Origin of the sequence: Clostridium sp. 2218st1_F5_2218SCRN_220325 (genome assembly GCF_039062665.1) — a bacterium.
Classification (GTDB): domain Bacteria; phylum Bacillota; class Clostridia; order Peptostreptococcales; family Peptostreptococcaceae; genus Intestinibacter.
The window spans coordinates 1-24083 of sequence record NZ_JBCLNH010000024.1; the positions used below are offsets into that span (position 1 = coordinate 1).

The 24083-nt window shown below is 26.4% G+C and carries 23 protein-coding genes and 1 tRNA gene; 20 read left to right on the top strand and 4 right to left on the bottom strand.

Annotated features, from left to right (window positions below; translation table 11 throughout):
* Positions 1–306: 306 nt before the first annotated feature.
* Positions 307–951 (bottom strand): lactate utilization protein, encoded by a 645-nt coding sequence (locus ABCM86_RS12635; RefSeq protein ID WP_343004099.1) that lies wholly within the window; start codon positions 949–951, stop codon positions 307–309.
* Between the two features lie 166 nt (positions 952–1117).
* Here ABCM86_RS12635 and ABCM86_RS12640 point away from each other — a divergent pair, with 166 nt between their 5' ends.
* The 7 genes from ABCM86_RS12640 to ABCM86_RS12670 all read left to right on the top strand — a co-directional run bounded on the left by ABCM86_RS12640 (position 1118) and on the right by ABCM86_RS12670 (position 9387).
* Entirely contained in the window at positions 1118–2800 is a 1683-nt protein-coding gene (locus tag ABCM86_RS12640) for an AAA family ATPase (protein WP_343004100.1), read from the top strand.
* 11 nt (positions 2801–2811) lie between these two features.
* Positions 2812–3864, top strand: coding sequence for a 5-methylcytosine-specific restriction endonuclease system specificity protein McrC (gene mcrC / locus ABCM86_RS12645; RefSeq protein WP_343004101.1), 1053 nt, complete (start codon positions 2812–2814; stop codon positions 3862–3864).
* A gap of 132 nt (positions 3865–3996) precedes the next feature.
* Positions 3997–4698, top strand: coding sequence for an arginase (locus tag ABCM86_RS12650; protein ID WP_343004102.1), 702 nt, complete (start codon positions 3997–3999; stop codon positions 4696–4698).
* Positions 4699–4904: 206 nt separating this feature from the next.
* On the top strand, positions 4905–5672 hold the full coding sequence (locus ABCM86_RS12655) for an ABC transporter ATP-binding protein (RefSeq protein ID WP_024037551.1): 768 nt from the start codon (positions 4905–4907) through the stop codon (positions 5670–5672).
* A complete protein-coding gene (locus ABCM86_RS12660) occupies positions 5662–7662 on the top strand; it encodes an ABC transporter permease (protein ID WP_343004103.1) in 2001 nt (666 codons plus the stop codon). Before ABCM86_RS12655 ends, ABCM86_RS12660 begins: the two co-directional genes overlap by 11 nt.
* A 43-nt stretch (positions 7663–7705) precedes the next feature.
* On the top strand, positions 7706–8377 hold the full coding sequence (locus ABCM86_RS12665; protein WP_343004104.1) for a response regulator transcription factor: 672 nt from the start codon (positions 7706–7708) through the stop codon (positions 8375–8377).
* On the top strand, positions 8374–9387 hold the full coding sequence (locus tag ABCM86_RS12670; protein WP_195931329.1) for a sensor histidine kinase: 1014 nt from the start codon (positions 8374–8376) through the stop codon (positions 9385–9387). Before ABCM86_RS12665 ends, ABCM86_RS12670 begins: the two co-directional genes overlap by 4 nt.
* Before the next feature lie 74 nt (positions 9388–9461).
* Here ABCM86_RS12670 and ABCM86_RS12675 read toward each other — a convergent pair whose 3' ends face one another.
* Positions 9462–9785 (bottom strand): hypothetical protein, encoded by a 324-nt coding sequence (locus ABCM86_RS12675; protein ID WP_022072611.1) that lies wholly within the window; start codon positions 9783–9785, stop codon positions 9462–9464.
* Positions 9786–9982: 197 nt separating this feature from the next.
* Between ABCM86_RS12675 and ABCM86_RS12680 the strand changes: the two genes are divergently transcribed.
* From ABCM86_RS12680 to clpP, 4 genes are all read left to right on the top strand, one after another.
* Positions 9983–11008 carry an IS1595 family transposase gene (locus ABCM86_RS12680; RefSeq protein WP_195930809.1) on the top strand — a complete coding sequence of 342 codons (1026 nt, stop codon included), beginning with the start codon at positions 9983–9985 and terminating at the stop codon, positions 11006–11008.
* A 133-nt stretch (positions 11009–11141) separates the two neighbouring features.
* Entirely contained in the window at positions 11142–11396 is a 255-nt protein-coding gene (locus ABCM86_RS12685; RefSeq protein WP_195930808.1) for a hypothetical protein, read from the top strand.
* Between the two features lie 241 nt (positions 11397–11637).
* The gene (locus tag ABCM86_RS12690; protein ID WP_195930010.1) at positions 11638–12540 is read left to right on the top strand and encodes an AraC family transcriptional regulator; all 903 of its coding nucleotides are present in this window, start codon (positions 11638–11640) and stop codon (positions 12538–12540) included.
* A 75-nt stretch (positions 12541–12615) separates the two neighbouring features.
* Entirely contained in the window at positions 12616–13218 is a 603-nt protein-coding gene (clpP, locus tag ABCM86_RS12695; RefSeq protein WP_343004105.1) for an ATP-dependent Clp endopeptidase proteolytic subunit ClpP, read from the top strand.
* Between the two features lie 180 nt (positions 13219–13398).
* On the opposite strand, the gene ABCM86_RS12700 is transcribed toward clpP, so the two are convergent.
* The gene (locus tag ABCM86_RS12700; protein ID WP_007286613.1) at positions 13399–13947 is read right to left on the bottom strand and encodes a hypothetical protein; all 549 of its coding nucleotides are present in this window, start codon (positions 13945–13947) and stop codon (positions 13399–13401) included.
* Positions 13948–14170: 223 nt separating this feature from the next.
* On the opposite strand from ABCM86_RS12700, the gene ABCM86_RS12705 reads away from it, so the two are divergent.
* Both ABCM86_RS12705 and ABCM86_RS12710 read left to right on the top strand, forming a co-directional pair.
* Positions 14171–14803: a DUF3786 domain-containing protein gene (locus tag ABCM86_RS12705; RefSeq protein WP_343004106.1), complete on the top strand. Its 633-nt coding sequence runs from the start codon at positions 14171–14173 to the stop codon at positions 14801–14803.
* A gap of 88 nt (positions 14804–14891) precedes the next feature.
* Positions 14892–15164: a hypothetical protein gene (locus ABCM86_RS12710; protein WP_195930008.1), complete on the top strand. Its 273-nt coding sequence runs from the start codon at positions 14892–14894 to the stop codon at positions 15162–15164.
* 79 nt (positions 15165–15243) lie between these two features.
* Here ABCM86_RS12710 and ABCM86_RS12715 read toward each other — a convergent pair.
* Positions 15244–15328, bottom strand: a tRNA-Leu gene (locus ABCM86_RS12715).
* A gap of 280 nt (positions 15329–15608) precedes the next feature.
* On the opposite strand from ABCM86_RS12715, the gene polA reads away from it, so the two are divergent.
* The 7 genes from polA to ABCM86_RS12750 all read left to right on the top strand — a co-directional run bounded on the left by polA (position 15609) and on the right by ABCM86_RS12750 (position 24053).
* Positions 15609–18260 carry a DNA polymerase I gene (polA, locus tag ABCM86_RS12720; protein WP_343004109.1) on the top strand — a complete coding sequence of 884 codons (2652 nt, stop codon included), beginning with the start codon at positions 15609–15611 and terminating at the stop codon, positions 18258–18260.
* An 8-nt stretch (positions 18261–18268) separates the two neighbouring features.
* The gene (gene coaE, locus ABCM86_RS12725; protein ID WP_295778729.1) at positions 18269–18868 is read left to right on the top strand and encodes a dephospho-CoA kinase; all 600 of its coding nucleotides are present in this window, start codon (positions 18269–18271) and stop codon (positions 18866–18868) included.
* The gene (locus ABCM86_RS12730; RefSeq protein WP_195929993.1) at positions 18865–19404 is read left to right on the top strand and encodes a lytic transglycosylase domain-containing protein; all 540 of its coding nucleotides are present in this window, start codon (positions 18865–18867) and stop codon (positions 19402–19404) included. The genes coaE and ABCM86_RS12730 overlap by 4 nt, the downstream gene beginning before the upstream one ends.
* Before the next feature lie 14 nt (positions 19405–19418).
* Positions 19419–21227, top strand: a complete 1809-nt coding sequence (locus ABCM86_RS12735; protein WP_295762289.1) for an ABC transporter substrate-binding protein — start codon at positions 19419–19421, stop codon at positions 21225–21227.
* A gap of 93 nt (positions 21228–21320) precedes the next feature.
* Entirely contained in the window at positions 21321–21533 is a 213-nt protein-coding gene (locus tag ABCM86_RS12740) for a heavy-metal-associated domain-containing protein (protein ID WP_195929991.1), read from the top strand.
* Between the two features lie 257 nt (positions 21534–21790).
* Entirely contained in the window at positions 21791–22975 is a 1185-nt protein-coding gene (locus tag ABCM86_RS12745; RefSeq protein ID WP_195929990.1) for a M20 family metallopeptidase, read from the top strand.
* Between the two features lie 229 nt (positions 22976–23204).
* Entirely contained in the window at positions 23205–24053 is an 849-nt protein-coding gene (locus ABCM86_RS12750) for a DegV family protein (protein ID WP_195931882.1), read from the top strand.
* Positions 24054–24083 lie beyond the last annotated feature (30 nt).

The window sequence follows — 24083 nt, forward strand, 5'->3', positions numbered from 1 at the left end:
ATATTTAATAAAATAATGTCGAAAAATATATTATAAAATTTATAAAAAATTAAAGTATATATAATATTAGATTTAATATTTATAATACCAAAAACAACTTATTTTTATACTTAATATACCAATATCCTTAAACGGTTTATTTTTATTTCATTGTTAAAACTATCATAATTATGTAAAAAAAATATTTCATCCAAAAATATTAAATAATATTATTATATGGATGAAATATTATAAATTATATGTTGATAATAGTTTTTAGAGTTTAACTATTTTACGTGCTATATTTTAATATTTTCTATAAATATATTAAAAGCCTAAATCTTCTCCCACAACTACTATTTTTATCTTTGAAACAGGTCTACTTATTCTAGTTATAACAACTTGAGTGCATATACTTTCAGTAGACTTGCAATTAGCACAAGACCCTTTTAAATAACAAGGAGTTTTTAAATCGTTAAAACGTTGAATATTTATTGGCGCTGCTATATTTCTAGCTCTGCTTATAGCATCATCAAGTGTTTTACAGACCTTATTAACTCCAACTATCATAACTACACTCTTTGGACCGTAGCACAAAGCAGCAACACGGTTTCCGTTACCATCTATGTTTACAAGTACGCCATCTTCAGTCATAGAATTAGTACTCATTAAAAAAGTATCACATAAAAGAGATTGTCTCATTAAGTGAACACGTTCTTCTGGAGATTTTGCACTATCTCTATCTATAACTTGGCGGTTTTCTTTTACATAATTTAAAAGGCCTATTTCATCTATTGAAACAGAACCACCCCATGATACAACATCATCTTCTGGAATTAATTCGATAGCTTTTTTTAAAGCATCTTCTTTTGTTTGACAATAATAAGCAGCGAAATGTCTTTTTTGAAGATTTTCTACTACTTTAGCTCCTAATAAATCATATCTAATCTCTTTTGGTTTATTTCTTTCCATTTTTAATCCCCTCCAATTTTGTTTTAAAAATATTGAAATTAAGACTTTTTTGTCCTTTACTTGTATGGTATTATTTTAGCATAATTATTAGAAATATGTATAAATATGTTAATATATTTGTAGATATATAAGAAATAATAAGATTATATAAAGGTTGTGATTTTAATTGGATTTTAATATAAATAAACTTGATATAGATAAATTAAGAAATATAATTTCCTATTATAAAAAGAATGTAAAAAATATTTCGCTAGATGAAATCTATAAAATAGAGACAATAAAAACATTTCAACAAAATTGGGATATAAACGCAAAAGATTTTTATGAAATGATTTCGAATTCATTTTCAAAGAGTAAAAACTTATTGGCGTCTCGAAATTATTTTCCTAAGAATATGATTTTATACTTTGCACAAAAAGATCCAGAGATGGTAAGAGAGATGTTCGTAAATTTATTTAATGAAACGATAAGTTTATCTAGAAGAATAGATTCTTTTAGGGATTCATCTGATATGCTTTTAAAACAATATGGAAATGAGAATATGAGCAATCATTATCAATACTTAAATGCTATAAGCACATATTTATTCTTTAGATTTCCCGAAAAATACTGTATTTATAAAGAAGGTAAATTTAAAGCTTTTGCAAGCAAAATAGGATATGATAATATCCCTAAAAGAGGAAGTTTTGAAATTTTAGAAGCTTATTACAATATGTGTGATTTGGTTTTAGAAGTTGTTAAAAGTGATGAAGAGTTAGTACAAAGGGCATTTAGTAGATTTAATGGTTTAAATTTTGGTGATAATGGTCTACATCTAATTGTAGAGGAGATTATATATATTGGCAGTAGACTGAATTTAGATTTTGAATCTGAAGAAGAAATGAACGATATAGATGATTCCAATTTAGATTTAATAAAAGAAAATTATAGAGAATATGAAAAAAATCAAGAAAAAGATGTAATAAAAGAATGTAATGAGATTTATACAAAACAAGATTTTTTAGATGAAGTTTATATAACAGAAAAGGATTATAATTTCTTAGTTCGACTTTTAGATAGAAAGAAAAATATTATACTTACTGGAGCGCCTGGAATAGGAAAGACATTTTTATCTAAACGCTTGGCATATTCTATTTTAGAACAAAAAGCTGATGATAAGATAGAATTTGTTCAATTTCATCAAAATTACTCATACGAAGATTTTATAATGGGATATAAACCAAGTAAAGAAGGATTTGCACTTAAATACGGTGTATTTTATAATTTCTGTAAAAAAGCAGAACAAAATCCAAATGATAAATATTTCTTTATTATAGACGAGATCAATAGAGGAAATTTGAGCAAGATATTTGGAGAATTAATGATGCTTATAGAAAATAATTATAGAGCTCAAACTATCAAGTTAGCATATGGTGACGAGAAATTTAGTGTTCCTAAAAATATCTATATAATCGGGATTATGAATACTGCAGATAGAGGTATTGCCATGATAGATTATGCACTTAGACGTAGATTTAGTTTCTTTGATTTGAAACCAGCTTTTGAAAATGAAAGATTTATGGATTATATCAAAAGTTTTAAAAGCGAAAGAATTATAAATTTAGTTGAAAAAATTAAAATATTAAATAAAGAAATAAAAGAAGATTTTTCATTGGGTGAAGGATTCTGTATAGGTCATAGTTACTTTTTTAGTGATGAAATATCTAAAGAATGTAGTTTAGATGAAATAGATATGTATATTGAAGAAGTTATTGAGTTTGATATAATACCACTTTTAAAAGAGTACTGGTTTGATGATTATGATAAGCTTGAAAAATGGGAAAAAATATTGAGAGATATAGTTAATTAGATGGTGGTAGCATGATAAAAGACAAAAGTATTTTTATAAAAAACATATATTATATGCTGTCATATGTATATACTCATTTAATACAAAAAGACTACAAAGATATAGATGTTGAAGTGTTTGACAATATAGGAGATATATTAGCAGTTATTTTGTTTAAAATTGTTTCGAAACAAGTTAAACGAGGTCTTATAAAAGAATATAAAGCTGAAGAAGACGAATTATCAGTATTGACTGGGAAAATAAATATAGAGAAATCTATAAAGTTAAAGGCAAACAATAAAAACAAACTTTATTGTGAGTTTGATAAATTATCTATGGATAATTATCTAAACAGTATAATTAAGACTGCAATGTATGTTTTAGTACTATCAAAAGATATATCATCTCAAAATAAAAAGAATCTTAAAAAGTTAGTGCTTTTATTTTCTAATGTAAATACTTTAGAAGTAAATGAAATAAGATGGAATGATATAAAATACAACAGACATAACGCAAATTATAGTGGAATAATAAATATATGTTATTTGATTCTAAATGATTTGCTTATGACAACAGAAGATGGAGAGTATAAGGTTGCGGAATCTTTAAGTGAAAAGAAAATGTGCAGTATATATGAAAAATTTGTACTTTCTTATTATCAAAAACACTATCCAAGTTTAAGACCAAAAGCATCTAAAATAAAGTGGAACTTAGACAATGAATTAGATAAGTTTTTGCCAGAGATGAAAAGTGATATAACACTAACACATGGTGAAAATATTTTGATTATAGACACAAAATACTATTCACAATCTATGCAGAAAATAGAACTATATAACAGCAAAACAATACACTCAAATAATTTATATCAGATATTCACTTATGTAAAAAATAAGGATATAAATAAAAATGGAAAAGTATCGGGAATGCTTTTGTATGCAAAAACTAATGAAGATATAATACCAAATAGTGAATATATAATGAGCGGAAATAAGATAATGGTGAGAACTTTAGATTTAAATAAGGACTTTAAGTTTATAGCACAAAGTTTAAATAAAATAGCATCTGATTTAATAAATTCATAATAGTTATAACAGAATAAAAAATATCTCAAAAGTAATCAGAAATTATAATTTAATAATTCTATGGTAAAAAATGGGTTGAAAATACTATAAAAAAGGTATATAAATTATAATAAAAGACTTGGGGGAGAGATTATGAGTTCACTGATTACTATAGACTGGGATTATTTTATGAATTATATGAATCATTGGAATGGCTCATATATAGAAAATGACAATAATATAAATAAGCATTGGTATAAAAAATACTATGAAGAAAAGAGAAGGGGAATAGATATTACAAAGAGTATGAATGTAGGAGATGAGGTGGATAATTTTTGGACAATATTAAAGAAAAACGTAGATTTTAAAAAAGATACAAAAGTTCTGCTCACCGAATCACATTTAGCAGCATATAAAATTGCGATTGACAACAAAGTTGATTCAGTTATTTCGTTTGATTCACATTCTGACCTTGGATATCAAGGTCTTGATTCATTTAAGTTTGAAGTAAATTGTGCAGATTGGCTTGGAAAATTACTTTATGAAGGTAAAATAAAACAAGCCAATATAGTTTATGGATCTTATACAAATGAACATAGTGACCAATTTAAAGAAATAAACGAAGCTTATAATATAAATTATTTGTGCTTGAAAGAAGTAAAATGTGAAGAACCTTGCAAAATAATACATATATGCCGTTCTGGGTGTTGGAGTGCACCATGGTTAGACAATAAATTCAAAGCATTTGTATTTGAATCAGGATTTGAATTCGAAAATATAGATATAAAAGAAAGAAATTGGAATCCTGCAAGTATAAGTCTAGCAGATCAAATCGACTATATGTTGTATGGCTAAAATTTATAGAGATATTATATAAAGTAGGACTGTCAAGATGACAGCCCTTATTTTTGTGTGAAAATAATTAAATTATAGGAATTCTTTTTATAAAAATAGTTATGCTACAAAAATGTAACATTAATGAAATATACATCAATATCTCAAAAATTGAAAACTGCTTATAATAATAAATATAAGATACGATGAATTTAGGAGGAATAAATATGAAAAATATTTTAAGTGTTGAAAAAATAGAAAAATACTATGGAAATAAAGGAAATATAACAAAAGCCATTGATAATATAAGTTTTAAAGTTGGAGAAGGGGAATTTGTTGGAATTATGGGACCGAGTGGTAGTGGTAAAACAACACTTCTTAACTGTATTTCAACAATAGATAAAGTTACAACAGGAAATATAATTATAAATGATCAAGATATAACAAGATTAAAATCAAAAAAACTAGATAAATTTAGACAAAATGAATTAGGATTTATATTCCAAGATTTTAACTTACTAGATACATTAACTGCATATGAAAATATAGCATTAGCACTTACTATAAAAGGTGAAAAAACTTCTAAAGTAGATTCAAAAATAAAAGAAGTAGCAAAATATCTAGAAATAGAAAAAGTACTAGATAAATATCCTTATCAGATGTCAGGTGGGCAAAAACAAAGAGTTGCATCTGCAAGAGCTATAGTTACAGAACCATCACTAATACTTGCTGATGAGCCAACAGGAGCTCTTGATTCAAAATCAGCTAGATTATTGTTAGAAAGATTAGAAAGCTTAAATGAAGAGCTTAGCGCGACTATACTTATGGTAACTCACGATGCATTTACAGCAAGTTATGCTCATAGAATCTTATTTATAAAAGATGGAAAAATATTTACAGAATTAGTTAGAGGAAATGATTCGAGAAAAGAATTTTTCAATAGAATAATGGAAGTAATTACGATGTTAGGAGGAGATGATAATAATGTATTCTAAGATAGCATTTAAAAATGTAAAGAAAAGTTTTAAAGATTATACGATATATTTCTTTACTTTGATGTTAGCAGTATGCATATTTTATACTTTTAACTCAGTAGAATCGCAAAAAGCAATGTCAGAGCTTACCTCTTCAGGAGAATGTTATGTGGATATACTTTCAAAAGTAATATCTTATGTATCTGTATTTATAGCATTTATTTTAGGAAGTCTTATACTTTATGCAAATAACTTTTTAGTAAAAAAGAGAAATAAAGAACTTGGAATTTATATGACATTAGGAATGTCAAAGAATAAAATATCTAAAATATTAATATTAGAGACAATTATAGTGGGGATACTTTCACTTATAAGTGGTTTAATATTAGGATTAATATTTTCACAAGGATTGTCAATACTAGTTGTAAAATTATTCGGTTTAAAAATGTCGACTTATTCTTTTGTAATATCAGGAAAAGCAATGATAAAGACAGTTTTATACTTTGGAATAATGTTCTTATTAGTTATGATATTTAACTCTTTTGTAATTTCAAAATATAAGATAATAGATTTGTTAACAGTAGGAAGAAAAACAGAAGAAGTTAAATTCAAAAGCAATATAGTATATTTAATTACATTTATATTATGTGTTATTTCACTAGTTACAGCTTATAAATTAATTTTAGAAGTTGGATTACTAGGAATAAAAGATAAAAAATTCTTAATATCAATATTACTTGGAGTAGTAGGTACATTTTTATTTTTCTTCTCTTTATCAGGATTTATTTTATATATAGTTAAGAAAAATAAAAAAATATACTTTAAAGGCTTAAATATATTTATAGTAAAACAAATAAACAGCAAGGTAAATACAAACTTTATTTCTATGTCAGTTATATGCCTTATGTTATTTATGACAATAGGCATGTTATCTACAGGATTTAGTTTTAAAAATGCAATAGAATCGGGACTAAAAGATTCAACACCATATGATGCAAGTGCAAATCTTTATATAGATGAAGGTGAAAAAGCAAATGATATACAAAAATCACTTGAATATATAGGTGTAAAGTTTAATAAAGAAGATAAAGTAGTTTATTATGATTTATATACAGATAATAAAACAATATCAGAAGCATTAAATTTAAATGCAAATATGAGAAGTCTAATGAATTATATGAAACTTTCTGATTACAATAAAATTAGAGCATTGGATAATCAAAATGCCATAGAATTAAATAAAGATGAAGTATTAATAACATCGAATTATGCTAATACATTAGAAGCTATACAAAATTATGTAAAAAATAATGACAGTATAAAAATAGAAAATAAATCTTATAAAATAAAAGATAAGAAAGTTATAGAAGAAAACTTAAAAACAGATTTCATGAAAGATAATATGATCACAGTAATAGTTAACGATGATGTATGTGACAATATGACTTTAATTTCAAGCAATGTAAATGTAAACTTTGTTGGAGAAGGAAAAGAAAAAAGGGAATCTGATTTCACTAATAAAATATATTCATATAAAACTACTGATACAGATTATGATAAAATAGGATTTGTACTTGGTGCAAGTAGAACTGAGATTTATGAATCAAATAAAGGAATGACAACAATAGTATTATTTATAGGTATTTATATAGGAATAGTGTTTTTAATAAGCAGTATGGCAGTGCTTGCACTTCAACAATTAAGTGAAGCTAGTGATAGTATAGATAGATATAAATCATTAAAAAGACTTGGAGCAAGTGGAAAAGATATAAATAAAACAATATTTATACAAACTTTAGTATACTTCAGTCTTCCAGTTATATTAGCTTTTATACATTCAGTTGTTGGAATAAAAGTTGCAAATGATTTTGTATCTGTTTACAATAAACCAGATATAATGGGTTCATCACTTATAACAGCGGGAATATTTATGATAGTATATATTATATACTTCTATATAACTTATAGTGGATATAAAAATATAGTTAAAAATAAAATCCATATAAAGTAGTTTATCTACTTTATATGGATTTTTCCGATGATTGGAGGGTAATATGCAACAAATAATTATTGTAGAAGATGATCAAATAATAAGAGAAGAGCTACAAATATTTTTAAGTAAATATGGATATGAGATAAAAGCACCTACAGAATTTAATAATATAGTAGATTATATATTAAAACAAAATGCAGACTTAATTTTATTAGATATAAATCTACCAGTTTTTGATGGCTATTTTATATGTAGGGAAATTAGGAAAACATCTGAAGTACCTATAATAGTAGTTACAAGTAGAGATAGTGAAGTAGATGAACTTATGAGTATGAATTTGGGAGCAGATGATTTTGTAACAAAACCATATAATACTCAAATATTACTCGCAAGAATTGCTGCTTTATTAAAAAGAAGTGGGATGAATTCAAACTCAAATAGCATACTAACTTATAAAGATTTTAAGTTAAACTTATCTAATGCTACTGTAATTTATAATGATAAAAATATAGAGTTAACAAAAAATGAGGTGAAAATACTTTCTTATTTAATAAATCATAAAGGGGAAATTGTGTCTAGAGAGATTTTGATGGAGCATCTATGGAATTCGGATTTTTTTGTAGATGACAGTACCTTGACAGTAAACATAACGAGACTTAGAAAAAAACTAGATGAAATAGGAATAAAAAATGTTATAGAAACTAGAAGAGGGCTAGGGTATATAATGCGATGAGAATAGCTGATTATTTAAAAGATAAAGGGATTTTTTTAACTCTAAATTTAATGATATTTATTGTAATATCAATTTTTATGTATATTGCAGATATAAGTTTTATGATGATTTTATTTATTTTCTGTATATGGTTTTTGCCATTATTTACTTATATTTTTATAGAGTACATAAAGTATAAAAAATATTTTAATGATATGGAAAGTATATTAGATAGTTTAGATAAAAAGTATTTATTGCCTGAAGTTATGGAAGAAGCCAATTTTTTAATTGCAGAACAAATAAACGATATATTAAAAGAAGTAAGCCGAGATATGCATGAGCATGTTAAGTATTATGAAGATATGCAAAAAGAATATAGAGAATATATAGAGATGTGGATTCATGAAATAAAAACTCCGATAGCATCTAGTAAATTAGTGATAGAAAACAACTACAATAACGATATTGTTAGAAAAATAGATACTCAAATTAATAAGATAGACAACTTTGTAGAACAAGTACTTTATTACTCACGAAGTAATGAAGTGGGCAAAGATTATATTATAAAAAAAGTAGAACTAGAGCCATTAGTAAAAAAAGTAATCAAGAGAAATCAACGTGATTTTATAAGTAAAAGAATAAGTTTGGAACTTAAAGATTTAGAGCAAGTAGTTTATAGTGACTCAAAATGGATAGAATTTATTTTAAATCAGATAATAGTAAATGCCATAAAATATTCAAAAGGAAATAATGATAAAATAGAGATAGAAAGCCAAAAACAAAATAATTCAATAATAATTTCTATAAAAGATTATGGTGTTGGCATAAATGAAAAAGATATTGGCAGAGTATTTGAAAAAGGATTTACTGGAGAAAATGGAAGAAAATTCGGAAAGAGCACGGGTATAGGCCTTTATCTATGCAAGAAACTATGTGAAAAATTAGGGCTTGGATTGTATATAGATTCAAAAGAGAATTATGGAACAAAGGTGAATATTATATTCCCAACAACAGAAAATATAACAGAATGATATTAGATTTTTGAAAAAACAAAGAAGTGTATAGATAAAAATCTCTGACTTTATAAGGTCAGAGATTTTTTAGCTTAGTTTAAAAATAATGTATTAAAATATTTATTATATAAATCATATAAATTTTTAATATCATGTTTGTCTTTTGAATTATTTTTATCTGTATTTAATTTAATTGCATATTTAATATTTAAGTTTTGTGCTAAGTTTAAGTTTTCTTGTGAATCTGAAATAAAGATACAGTTTTCGATATCGATTGGAGTTTCATAAAAATCATAGATTGAATCATTTTTTAACTCTATCCATGGGATATTTAGATTTTTCAACATGTTTATTATGAAATTATATCCATCTATGGTTTTTATATTATTATTTAAATTAAATATTATTCCCTTCATGTAAAATACCTCCATAAAATTTATTTTTGTTGTGTATGCATAATAAAATTTTAATAAGTTAACTCTATTCATGTATTTTTAAAATTATAAATCGCGATTTCTTTAATATAGGCTATGTTTTAATTTAGTGTTGAAAATAGATATTTTTATATATTTAGGTTATAATATAGATATATTAATGTTTAGGAGGTTGTAGAATGCCAAGTATAAAGTCTATATTAACAGATATACAAACATTACCATTGAATCAAGTAGAAGAGTTACTATCTTATTTGGAAGAATTTCTTGTATCAAACTCTCAAGTAGAACAAATTTATGAAGATGTCAAAGAGTTTAGATTTTCTAAGGGAAAGGTATGTCCTCACTGTAGCTCTGAGTTAATATCAAAAAATGGTAAATATAATGGTAAACAAAGATATATCTGTAAAGATTGTAGAAGGACTTTTACTGATTTTACAAACTCTGCCGTATATAGAAGTAAAAAATCATTAGATAAGTGGCTTAAATATGCAAAATGTATGATTATGGGCTTATCAATAAGAAAATCTGCTAAAATTGTAGGCATAAATATAGCGACGAGTTTCTTTTGGAGACATAAAATTCTTGATTGCATAAGTTCCTTTTTAGGAACTGGTCATGTTGATGGCTTAATAGAGGCTGATGAAGTCTTTTTTGCCGAAAGTTTTAAAGGAACAAAAACTATTAATATGCCAAGAGAATCTCATAAAAGAGGTAAATCTATTAAAAAGAGAGGTATATCTAAAGAACAGATATGTATAGCCACAGCCTTAGATAGACAAGGTAATTTAATAATAGAACCATTATGCAAAGGTAGAATGACATATAAAGAGCTTGAAAATTTATATAAAGGTCATATCGGTGAGAATTCTATATTATGCACAGATAGCCACAAATCTTACATTAGATTTGCTACAGATTTCAATTTAAACCATAAACGTATAAAAACAGGTAAGCATAAAGAAGATATTTACCATATTCAACACATTAATAGTTTACACAGTAATTTAAAGAGATGGATGGGTAGATTTAATGGTGTGGCAAGTAAATATATTTCCAACTATATGCACTGGTTTAAATGGCTAAGAATATTTGAAAGTGACAAAGATTCTATTAAAACTAAGAATTTTATTGTGCAAAGCAATGTAGTATATGCTTACACTAGAGTAAAAGATTTCAAATTAAGAACACTACAATTCATATAAATAGTTATAAAGAAATCAGAAATATAGTATAATGAAAAATAATTACGCAATTTTTAATATAATGTGAAGAAGCAGTGCATTTAGAATCATACAGATGACAAATAGCATAAAAGCATAGGAGGGGGATGACATATTGAAAAAGTTTTTTTCAAGTGAAGGTAAATTTAATATTTTTTTTGTAGTGGGACTAATTCTTATAATCTCAGGTTTTTTTTACACAAAATATCCGATTAGTCTTATAGGGTTATTGATTGCATTTATACCTGAAACAAAAAATACAATTAATCATTATAAAGAAACTGGAAAAATAAGTTCTTATTTAGTCGTAGAGGTATTACTTTTTATCACTACTCTTTATATAATAATTTCTACTATGTTAGGTATTTAGACTTAAATTAATAATAGTATTGTTGGGAACATAAAATAGAGAAACAATATTAATAAAATACGAACTAAAAAGCAGAGGTAATTAATACCCCTGCTTTTTTATGATAAAATATAAAAATATCAACATTTATTTAAAACATAGCCTTAATATAAAATAATAATATCGCTATAAAAAACTTGGTTCAATAATAATAAAGACGTATACTATAATAAAAGCGACAAAATAAAAAAGGGAAAATATTATGGAACAACAAATTATAGAGATTATAGTAGATGAAAATAACCAACAATTAGAATTGTTTGGGACACCTATGTTTCCATGCAAGGCGTGTTATTCTGATGTAAATAAATTTGTGACAGGTGATATTTCATGGCATTGGCATGAAGAAATAGAGGTAATAAGAGTGAAAAGTGGGAGTATTCATTTATACTTAGATAATAGTGATTTTATACTAAATGAAGGTGATGGTGTTTTTATAAATTCAAATATACTTCATTATATTAGAGCAGGAACAAGTGAAGAATGTATATTAAATTCGCTTGTGTTTAACAAGAATTTAATTTCTGGAGTGATACAAAGTGTATTTGAGCAAAATTTTGTAAATCCAATTGTTGAAAATAATAATTTAAGTGGAATTGCTTTTTATAAAAATACTTCTTGGGGAGAAGAAGCATCAAATTGTATAAAAAATGCTTTTTTACAATTTGAAAAATCTGAATTTGGATATGAAATTCTAGTAAGAGAGTATTTATCTCATATGTGGTATATTATGCTCAAAAATATACAAGATTTAAATTTAAATAAAAACAATAGAAATGATTTAAACTCAGAGAGGATAAAAAATATACTTTCATTTGTACATAAAAATTATAATAAACAAATAACATTAAATAACATATCGAAAGTTGTAAATTTAAGTGAAAGAGAATGTTTAAGATGTTTTAAAAATACACTTGGAATATCACCAATTCAATATATTTTAAAATATAAAGTATCTATAGCAGCTAAGATGTTAAGTGAAACTAAGGATTCTATTACGATTATAAGTGATACTGTGGGATTTGATAGTCCAAGCTATTTTTCAAAAATTTTCAAGCGATTTATAGGAATTACACCAACCCAATATAGAAATAAAAGTAAATAAAAATATTTATTAATGTAAAATTGATACAAAAATTTGAAAAGATTGCTATAATTAGTATATACAGGAGGTGAGAATATGAGTGTAGTACCATATGTAGTACAACAAACAGGAAACGGGGAGAGAAGTTACGATATATTTTCTAGATTATTATGTGATAGAATTATATTCTTAGGAGAAGAAGTTACAGACGCTTCTGCAAGTGTTGTAATAGCACAACTTTTATTTTTAGAGGCAGAAGATCCAGACAAAGATATTTATCTTTATATAAACTCTCCAGGCGGTTCAGTAACCGCAGGATTTGCAATATATGATACAATGCAATATATAAAATGTGATGTATCGACAATCTGTATAGGTCTTGCAGCAAGTTTTGGATCATTTTTATTAGCAGGTGGAGCAAAAGGAAAGAGATTTGCACTTCCAAATTCTCAAATTATGATTCACCAACCACTAATAGGTGGAAATGGTATACAAGGACAAGCTACAGATATAAAAATAGTAGCCGAAAATTTACTAAAAACTAAAGAAAGACTAAATAGAATTTTAGCTGAAAATACAGGCAAAAGCATAGAAGAAATATATAGAGACACAGATAGAGATAACTTTATGAGTGCTCAAGAAGCCTTAGATTATGGCTTAATCGATTCGATTATAACTAGAAGTGATTCTATAAAATAAATTGTTGATTTTATAGGAAATACTTTTAATATTACAACAGTAGAAGTTATAGACTTTCTAAATGAAATTTATTATTTGTAAATAAAATTTTATTACATAGTAAAGTTGTTTAAAATTTACATAACGTAAAATAGGATTAATACTTAAACTAAAGTATTAATCCTATTTTGTTTTTATGAGTTAAGTATCTAATTTATAAATATAAAGCTTATTTGTGTCCAAATCAAATAGGGCAAATGTTATGTTATATGCTGCTCTATCATTTATGTTAGTGTCTGCCTCTTCAGGATAATTTTCAGCAAATCTATCTTTAAAATAATAAATTCCGTTTTTTGTTTTAGGAATATTGTAATCAGGTAAAGGTTCGTACACATAATAATTTCCATCTTTTTTTAACTCTCCGCCATATATAATGAGTTTTAAATCTTTTTGCAAAGGGGTTTTCTTCCACTTTTTATTTTTCTCTATATTTTTCAAAAATGAGTTTTTTTCATTTTTATCAAATTGTATAACTGCATATAAATCGCCATCTCCTAAGAATCCCCCGTGAGTATCTTTATAATCCAAGACTTTAGCGTTTTTAGGAATTTCTGTATCTATCATTTCACTATAGTTAACTGAATTATAAGGATCAAAATATTCTATTTTTAATATGAGAACACCAATTGCGACGCATATAAAAATAAATAATAAAATAAAAAATAATCCTAATTTTTTTACCCTAGACATTCTATAATTTACCCCCTTTTTAGTCCTATATTTTATAGATTAACAAGGTATTTTATGAATGTCAATATTTATTTATTGAAAAACAATAAATAAATATTTTAAAACGATAATGGGGAAGTGATGTGTGCAAGATAGATAAACAAAAATATAGAAATCTAATCAATAATAATTTAAAATATTAATAACTACTTAAAAATTTAAAAATAATATGGGGGATAATACTATGGAAAATAAAAAGGAAAACAGAGCATTTAATGAAATGTACATAGCTGCGAAAAAACGTCTTGAGGGAAAAAATCCAACAGAAATTGCGAAGAATTCAGGGGCAGAATTTGATGAAGAAAAATCAATTTTAAAAATCAAAAGTTTAGATGCTATATTCGAATTAGAATATCCAACTTACGATATGAAAGAAAAAAGAGATGACTGGCAGATACTAACTTTACTTCATTATCTAGATTTGGCAGATAATACACCGATTTTATCAAAACAAATTAAATTTGGAGAATTAAAAGACGGACTTATAAGAGGGGCAAGATTTGACAAAACTGTTGAAGTGGAACTAGAACGTTTTTTAAAAAATAAAGATGAAAAACAAGTTATAGAAGTTTTTAAATCTTTAGATGCAAAGTTTATCGATTCAAAAGCAGATTTAAGTGCCGTATTTTATATTTATCCATATTATCCAGTTACAATAAGCATATGGTTTGAAGATGAAGAATTTCCACCAACAGGCAAAATGTTTCTCGACAAAACTGCAGACTATTATCTTACAATAGAAGATGCAGTAGGAGTTGGCGAGCTTATGATAAAAATTATAAATGAAAGATATAAAAAATTATATTGTAAAAAATAGACAAAGTTATAAATATAAATAGTCTTGTTATATAAATTTGTTTGTGATATATTACAAAGGCAGTTAAGAAAGAAAGGAATTTTTAAAAATGACAGATATAAATGAATTTAATATAACAGACGAAGAACTTCGTGAAATAGAACAAATTACAGAATTAGCACAAGATTGCACAAATAACTTAATAGATTGTTTAGTAGATCCAGATACTGAAGAAAAAGTAGAGTTAGATGAAGAAGATAAAAAAGATATGTATAAATTTATTTTAGATAAAACTATGGAATATGTAGAAGAAAATAATTTACCAGATGATGAAGGTGATTTTGAGAAGTATATTGAGTTTATAATTTCTCATTTACAATAAATATAAATTATTTCTATAAAAAGAAAAACCTAGGTATTAACCTAGGTTTTCATGCGTTTAGTACTCATTTTACGAAAAATGGTGCCGATGACGGGAGTCGAACCCGTATGGATTTCTCCGCACGATTTTGAGTCGTGTGCGTATGCCAATTCCGCCACATCGGCCAATAAATTTGCTACTTTTATATTATATCAACACAAATTGAATTAATCAAGCACAATTTATATATATTGGAAAAAAGAATGGGTTGATAAAAATTATAATATCATAAGGATTTAAAAAAACTTATGAAAAAAGTAAAAAAAGTAAATAATAAAGTGGATATAATATAAACTGAAATATATTTATGGATTTTGAGATTTTAATCTTAATAGATTAGAATAAGTATGTTATGATTAAATGATAGGGTACACGAGCAAATAAGATAAACAGTAGGAGTGATAAATTTTGGAAAATACATTAATAATTATAGATGGAAACTCGATAATTAATAGAGCATTTTATGCATTGCCAGATATGAGTAATAGTGATGGACTAAAAACAAACGCTATATTTGGATTCGTGCGTATGATGTTTAAAATAATAGAAGATTATCAACCGACTCATATGAGTGTGGCATTTGATAAAAAGGCACCAACTTTCAGACATAAACAATATGCTGATTACAAAGCTGGTAGAAAAAAAATGCCTGATGAATTAGGTCAACAATTGGAACCTTTAAAAGAATTATTAGATAAGTTCAATATAAATAGATTGGAACTTGCAGGATATGAAGCTGATGATATAATCGGTACAGTTGCAAAATTAGGAGAAGAAAACAACTTCAAAGTTTACATAGTTACAGGAGATAAAGATGCGATACAATTAGCATCACACAAAACAACAACTTTAATAACTAAAAAAGGTGTTGGTGAAGTTGAAGAATACAACTACGATTCAGTAGTAGAAAGATATGAAATGACACCTACACAGTTTATCGATTTAAAAGGTCTTATGGGAGATAAATCTGATAATATACCAGGTGTACCAGGTGTAGGTGAAAAAACAGGAATAAAACTTCTAAAACAGTACTCAACTATAGAAAATCTTATAGAACATACTGATGAATTAAAAGGAAGTATAAAGAAGAAAATAGAAGAAAATAAAGAGCTAGCTTTAATGAGTAAAGAATTAGCTACTATAATAACAAATGTTCCACTAGATATTAAATTAGAAGATTTAGAATATGGTGATTATAATAAAGACGATGTTATAGAAAAATTCAAGGAATTTGGTTTCACAAGTCTTATTTCAAAATTACTTGAAATGGATGGTGGGGAAACTAGCATAAAAGAAGAAGTAAATTTAAAAGTACAACATCTAGACAACGTAGAAGATTTTATTGAAAAAGCAAAAGAAAATAAAAAAGTAATAATAGATGTTATAGGTAGAGAAGGTAATATACTAGATAAAAAAGTCATAAACGTATTTTTAAGTTTAGATGGAGAAGAAATATACTATATAAATGAAGATGAACTATCAAAAATAGAAAGTCTACTATCAGACTCTGAAATTAAAAAACATGGATACGACTTAAAAGAAGATTATATACTACTTAAACCTTATGAAATAGAATTAAATGCTATGGACTTTGATATAACTATAGCAGAGTATTTAATTGACTCTAAATCTTCTACTTCATATGAATGTAGTGCAATTGCCATGAAATATTTAACTAGAAAAATAAAATCAAAAGAAGATTTACTTGGAAAAGGTGCAAAAGCGAAAAAATTCGATGAAATAGATTTTGATGAACTTTCAGCATATACAGCAGATATAATAAATACAATAGCCTGTGTATATCCAAAAATGGAAGAAAAACTAAAAGAAACTGAAATGGATGGCTTATTCTATCATGTTGAAATGCCTCTTGTTGAAGTTTTAGGTTCTATGGAATACATAGGAATGAAAGTCGATAAAGATCAACTAAACGAATTAAAAGAAAAATTCACAACAATAATAAATGAATTAGAAAATGAAATATTTGAATTAGCAGGAGAGCCTTTTAATATAAATTCACCAAAGCAATTAGGTGTAATATTATTTGAAAAATTAGGACTTCCAGTAATTAAAAAGACTAAAACAGGATATTCAACAAATGCAGAAGTTTTAGAAAAACTAAGAGATAAACATGAAATAATAGATAAAATAACAGACTATAGACAAATTGTTAAGTTAAATTCAACTTATGTTGAAGGATTATTAAAAATAATAAATCCTAAAACAGGAAGAATACATTCTTCATTTAACCAAACTATAACAACTACAGGAAGAATTTCTTCTACTGAACCTAATATGCAAAACATACCTGTTAAAACTGAAATGGGTAGAGATATAAGAAAAGTATTTGTAGCAGATGATAATTGTAAATTAGTCGATGCCGATTATTCTCAAGTTGAACTTAGAGTTTTAGCTCATATGAGTGGCGACGAAAATATGATAGATGCATTTAAACATGGAGAAGATATACATTCAAAAACTGCATCTCAAATATTTGATGTAGATATAAAAGACGTTACAAGTAAACAAAGAATAGAAGCTAAGGCTATAAACTTCGGTATAATCTACGGTAAAACTGATTTTGGTCTTTCTCAAGATTTAAATATACCAGTACCTACTGCAAAAGCATATATTGAAAGTTATTTCAGCAAATATCCAAAAATAAAAGAATTTATGGATAATGCAGTAGAAACTGCTACAGAAACAGGTTATGCAACAACTATACTAAACAGAAGAAGATATATACCAGAAATAAAAGCTAGCAACTTTATTGTAAGAAATCAAGGTAAGAGATTTGCTATGAATGCACCTATTCAAGGTAGTGCTGCAGATATAATAAAAGTAGCTATGGTAAATGTATACAACAAATTAAAAGAAAATGAAATGAAATCTAAACTTATACTTCAAGTACACGATGAGCTTATCGTAGAAGCAGTAGATGAAGAGTTAGAATTAGCTGAAAAGATAGTAAGAGAAGAAATGGAAAATGCACAATCTATGGATGTAAAATTAGATGTAGATTTAAATACAGGTAACTCTTGGTACGAAACAAAGTAGGTGAAAATATGTTAGTATTGGGGCTTACAGGAAATATTGGATGTGGAAAAAGTAGTGTATCTACTATTTTTATGGAAAATAACATAAAAGTAGTAGATGCCGATATAGTAGCTAGGCAAATATTTGACGATAAAAACTTATTAAATGAAGTATTTTCAACTTTTGGTAAGAGTATTAGAAATCAAGATGGAAGTTTAAATAGAAGAGCATTAGGAAATATCGTATTTAACGATGACGAAAAATTAATTCTTCTAAATAATTTAACTCATCCAAAAATAAAACAGAAAATACTATCTAAAGTTGAGGAATATAAAAATCAAGGCGAAAAAATTGTCGTGATAGATGCTGCATTATTAATAGAAGACGATTATATTCCATATATACAAAAATTAATTTTAATAACTTGTAGAAAAGAGATACAGATTAATAGAATTATAGCTAGGGATAACTGTACAAAAGAAGAGGCGATTAGTAGAATAAATTCTCAAATGAGTCAAGAAGAAAAAGTAAAGTTTGCAGATTATATTATCGATAATTCAAATTCATTTGAAGAATTACAAAAGAAAGTTTTAGAGCTAATAAGCGTTTTACAAGGAGAAAGAGAGTGAAAAAAAAATTAATCTTAATTCTATTTATTATAATAGTATTGGGGGCAGCTTTATATATAGGAAAAGATGAAGTATATAAATATCTTTATCCTAAAAAATACTCAGATTACGTAGAATTTTATTCAAAAGAATATAATATAGATGAAGATTTAGTTTACAGCATAATAAAAGCAGAAAGTAAATTTAAAAAGGACGCAGTTTCAAGAAGAGGTGCAAAAGGTCTTATGCAAATTGGTGATGGAACGAGAGATTGGGCCATGGAAGAACTTGATATAAAAGACGCAGATATTTTTGAACCTGAAGATAATATAAGAATAGGATGTTGGTATTTAAATAAGCTATATAGAGAATTCGGAGATATAGATTTAGTTATAGCAGCTTATAATGGGGGATCAGGTAATGTAAAGAAATGGTTAGCTGATGAGGCATATAGTCAAGACGGAGAAAATTTACATACTATTCCTTTTAAAGAGACATCTGCTTATGTAGAAAAAGTAAAACATAATTACGAAATGTATAAAAAAATCTATAACTAGAAAGGTACAATAAGATGAAGAAGGTAGTAAAATTAATAAGTCTACTTTTAGCTACGATGGTATTTGTTACAGGGTGTAAATCAGATACTGATGTAAAAAGCAATGAGGTAAAGACATCGAAAAAGACTTCAGAATATATAAACTTAACAATGATAAGGGCGAGTACAATTAATCCTATTTTAAATACGGATAAATCAGTAAGTTATGTATTAGATTTAGTGTATGATAGCCTATTTGAATTAGATGAAAATTATAATATTCAACCTAAACTAGTAGAGTCTTATAGTATTTCATCTAACAACAAAAAAATAGATATAACCCTAAAAGACAATATAAAATGGCATGATGGGGAAAGTCTTACAGCTAAAGATGTTAAGTATACATATGAATTAATAAATGAAAATAAAGATAGTGCTTATAATAGTTTAGTATCAAATATAAGTGGAATAACAGTACATGGAAGCAAAAAACTAACTATAAACTTTAAAGACAGCTATGCATTTTCATTAGAAACTTTAATTTTTCCAATAGTATCAAAAGATAAATTAGATGGATTAAAAACTGATGAATTAAAATTAGCCAAAAATAATTTAGTTGGTTCAGGTGCTTATAAAATAAAAAAATACGAAGACCGAGATTATATGATTTTAGAATTAAATAGTGACTATTATGATTTAAATAAAGATAATAACAAAAAAGAAGTATATGTTAAAATGGTTCCAGATACTGAATCACAAACAGAAATGGTTTTATCTTTAGATAGTGATATAAGTAAGGTTACATTAGGTAGTATAAGTAAATTCACAGACAATGATAATTTTGTAATAAATAAATATCAAGGAAGAAATTATGACTATGTACTGTTTAACTACGACAACAAGTACTTGAATAATCTAGATATAAGAAAAGCTATCTCATTTGCAGTAGATAGAGAGTCTATTATAAAAGATGCTTATTCTGATAGGGCGAAATTAAGTAATTTCCCTTTAAACTCTACATCAGAATACTATGATAGCGACTTAAAACCTCTATCTTATAATACTGAAAATGCTCAAAATTATTTAAAGAAAGCAGTATTATCTTTAGATAATACAGATAACAACACTGCTTCTAGCAAAAGTAATGATACAAATTCAGCAGATTCTACAGACAACAATAAAAATGATGTAAATTCTATTGAAAACACTAAATCAGAAGATACGAATAAAGTTGCTTCAGATGGTAATATTAAAAATAATACAGAGCAAACTTCTAATAATTCTGAAGATACAACTGCTAAAAATAATACATCAACTGACAAAACTAACAAACAAGAAAAAAGAACATTCAAAGATGTAACACACTCTGAAGTAAAAGAAATGTTAAAAGACATTACATTTAAAATAATAGTAAACAAAAACAATACTGAAAGAGTAAAAGCAGCTAATATCATAAGCAATAATTTAGAAGCAATAGGAATAAAAACAGAAATAAAAGATCTAACTGAAGATGATATGCAAAAAGCATTAAAAGAAAAAGATTATGACTTAGCTCTTATAGGATGTGAATTACCTGCTGTTTCTGATGCTACATATGTACTTAACAAACTTGGATACAGCGATAAAAAATTAGATAAATACATCACACAACTTCAAAATGCAACTTCAGAAGAAGAAATAAAAAGCATATATAAAACTATACAAAAATATGTAAAAGAAAAAGCTATCTTTATAAGTTTTGGTATATTAAATGATTATGTTGTATTAAATGGACGACTAAAAGGTGAATTAAACTCTAATGATTTTGATGTATACTCTGGTATAGATAAAATTAAAATGGACTAATATTATTTTTAAATTGAAAATTATTATTAGTAGAGTTTTTTTATATTATATGCTATAATATACCCATACAGGGTATATATGGAGGTGTAAACAATGGAAAAAAAATTATTAATTGAAGGAATGAGTTGTAATCATTGCGTTAACCATGTAAAAACAGCACTAACAGAAGACATAAAAGGTATAGACGTAAAAGAAGTTAATCTAGATGGCAAATATGCTTTAGTAGATATGGCTGATGGAGTTAACGAAGATGAATTAAAAGCTTTAATAGCTGATTTAGGATTTGAATTAAAGGCAATACAATAGATACATATTATCTATAAGGGTTTAAAAATAAAATTAAAAGATCAATTTTATGATTTTTTACAAAAAACTATAAAAAAATGGCCTTAAATAGGTCGTTTTTTTATATTAATACATATTCAATTCTTATTAGAGTAGTAAACTAGATTCATTGGAATTTTTGTGGGTATAAATTCAATGTAATAAATAATATAAAAGCATAATTTGAAATAGAATAGGAAATAAATATATTAAAGGAAAAAATTAAACGAGGTGTAATAATGAACAATATACTAGAACAAGCACAGGCTATAAAAAATGACATAGTAGAATATAGAAGAACTATTCATGAAAATCCAGAAGTTGGAGATACACTACCTAAAACAAAAGCATATGTAATGGATAAATTAAGAGAACTTGGTTATGAACCAAAAGAAATATGCGAAAGTGGAATAGTTGCTACAATAGAAGGTCCAAAACCAGGAAAAACATTCTTATTAAGAGCTGATATGGATGCACTTCCAATGGAAGAAACTCCAAATTGTGACTTCGCATCTAAAAACGGAGCAATGCACTCTTGTGGACATGATATGCATACAGCTATGTTACTTGGAGCTGCTAAATTATTAAGACAAAACCAAGACCAAATAGAAGGAACAGTAAAATTAGTATTCCAACCAGATGAAGAAGGATTTACAGGTGCTAAAAAAATGATAGAAGCAGGCGTTTTAGAAAATCCTAAAGTTGATGCTGCTATGGCAATGCACGTAAACTCAGGAACTCCTTCTAACTTAGTAGTATGCGGATTAGGTACTAGTATAGGTGGATGTAATAGATTCAGAATAGTTGTAAATGGAACTGGATGCCATGGAGCTATGCCTGAAACTGGTGTAGACCCAATATTCATAGCTACTCAAATATATTCTGCTATACAAGAAATAACTAACAGAGAAATAGTTGCTACTCAACCAGTTGTTATAACAATAGGTAAATTTGTTGGTGGAGATGCACCAAACATAATACCAGGTCAAGTTATTATGGAAGGTACTATAAGAACATTAGACAAAGAAGTAGGAGAATATGTATTCAAAAGAATGGGTGAAATAGTTACTTCTACTGCTAAAATGTTCAGAGGAGAAGCTGAATTAATAGAATTATCTTCTGTACCACCACTAGCAAACGACAAAGATTTAGCTAACGAAGTTACTGGTTATGTAAAAGACATAGTAGGTGAACAAGGCGTATTCTTATTTGAAGGTGGCGGAATGGGTTCTGAAGACTTCGCTTCTTATTCTTATGAAGTTCCAAGTTTATACTTAATATTAGGAGCAGGAGCTAAAAACGAAAATCCTTTATATGGTGAACCAATGCACAACACTAAAGTAGTATTCAATGAAGATGTACTTGTAACTGGAGCAGCAATTCACACATATGGAGCTATAAACTGGTTAAAAAACCACAAATAAGCTTATTTAAATAATAAAATATAAAATACTTATTAAAAATAATACAAAACCTGCAAATTTTATATTAGACTTTGCAGGTTTTTGTAATAATAAATACATATAATTACTGTAGAGTTATATATAAATTAAAAGATATAATCTATTCTAAAAATATTACTTAAAATTATAAAATCTAAAAAGTTAATTTAAATTTTATATGATTAGTACAAATTATAAAGGAAGTGAAAATATGAGCATAAAAATTATTACTGATAGTACATCATATATTCCACAAGAATATATTGATAAATACGATATAAAAGTAATATCACTAAATGTTGTAATGGATCTTGATAGTAGAAGGGAATTAGATATAGATAATATAACTTTTTACGATGAAATGGATAAAGCTAGTGAGATTCCAAAGTCATCACAACCTATCCCAGAAGAAATGTTAAATACTATGAAGGAAATACTAGATAATGGAGATTCTATAGTAGGTATTTTCTTATCTTCAAAAATGAGTGGTACATATTCAAATGCATGCATGATGAAAAACATATTATTACAAGACTATCCAAATGCTAATATAGAAATAATAGACTCTACTACTAACTGTATGCAGATGGGATTTACAGTTATAGAAGCAGCTCGTGCTGCAAGTGAAGGTAAATCTATAGAAGAAGTTGTAGAAAGAGCAAATTATATTATAAATAATAGTCGTTTCTTATTCACTCCAGAAACCTTAGCATATCTAAAAAAAGGTGGAAGAATAGGAGGGGCATCGGCTTTATTAGGTGGAATATTACAAATAAAACCTATCTTAACCGTAAAAGATGGTGAAACATCAGTATTTAAAAAAGTTAGAACTAGAAAAAAAGCAGTAGATACTTTAGTAGAAACATTTTTACAAGATATCGAAGAAAAAGGGCTTGGCGATGTAATAGTACATTATATCAATTGTGAAGAAGAAGGTGCTAAACTAGCAAAGCTTTTAGAAGAAAAGTTGGGAAGAGAAGTAAAAATGCAATCAATAGGACCTGTTATAGGACTTCATGTTGGACCTGGAAGTATCGGACTGGCTTATTATACAAAATAAATTATAAAAAGGACGATATTTATCGTCCTT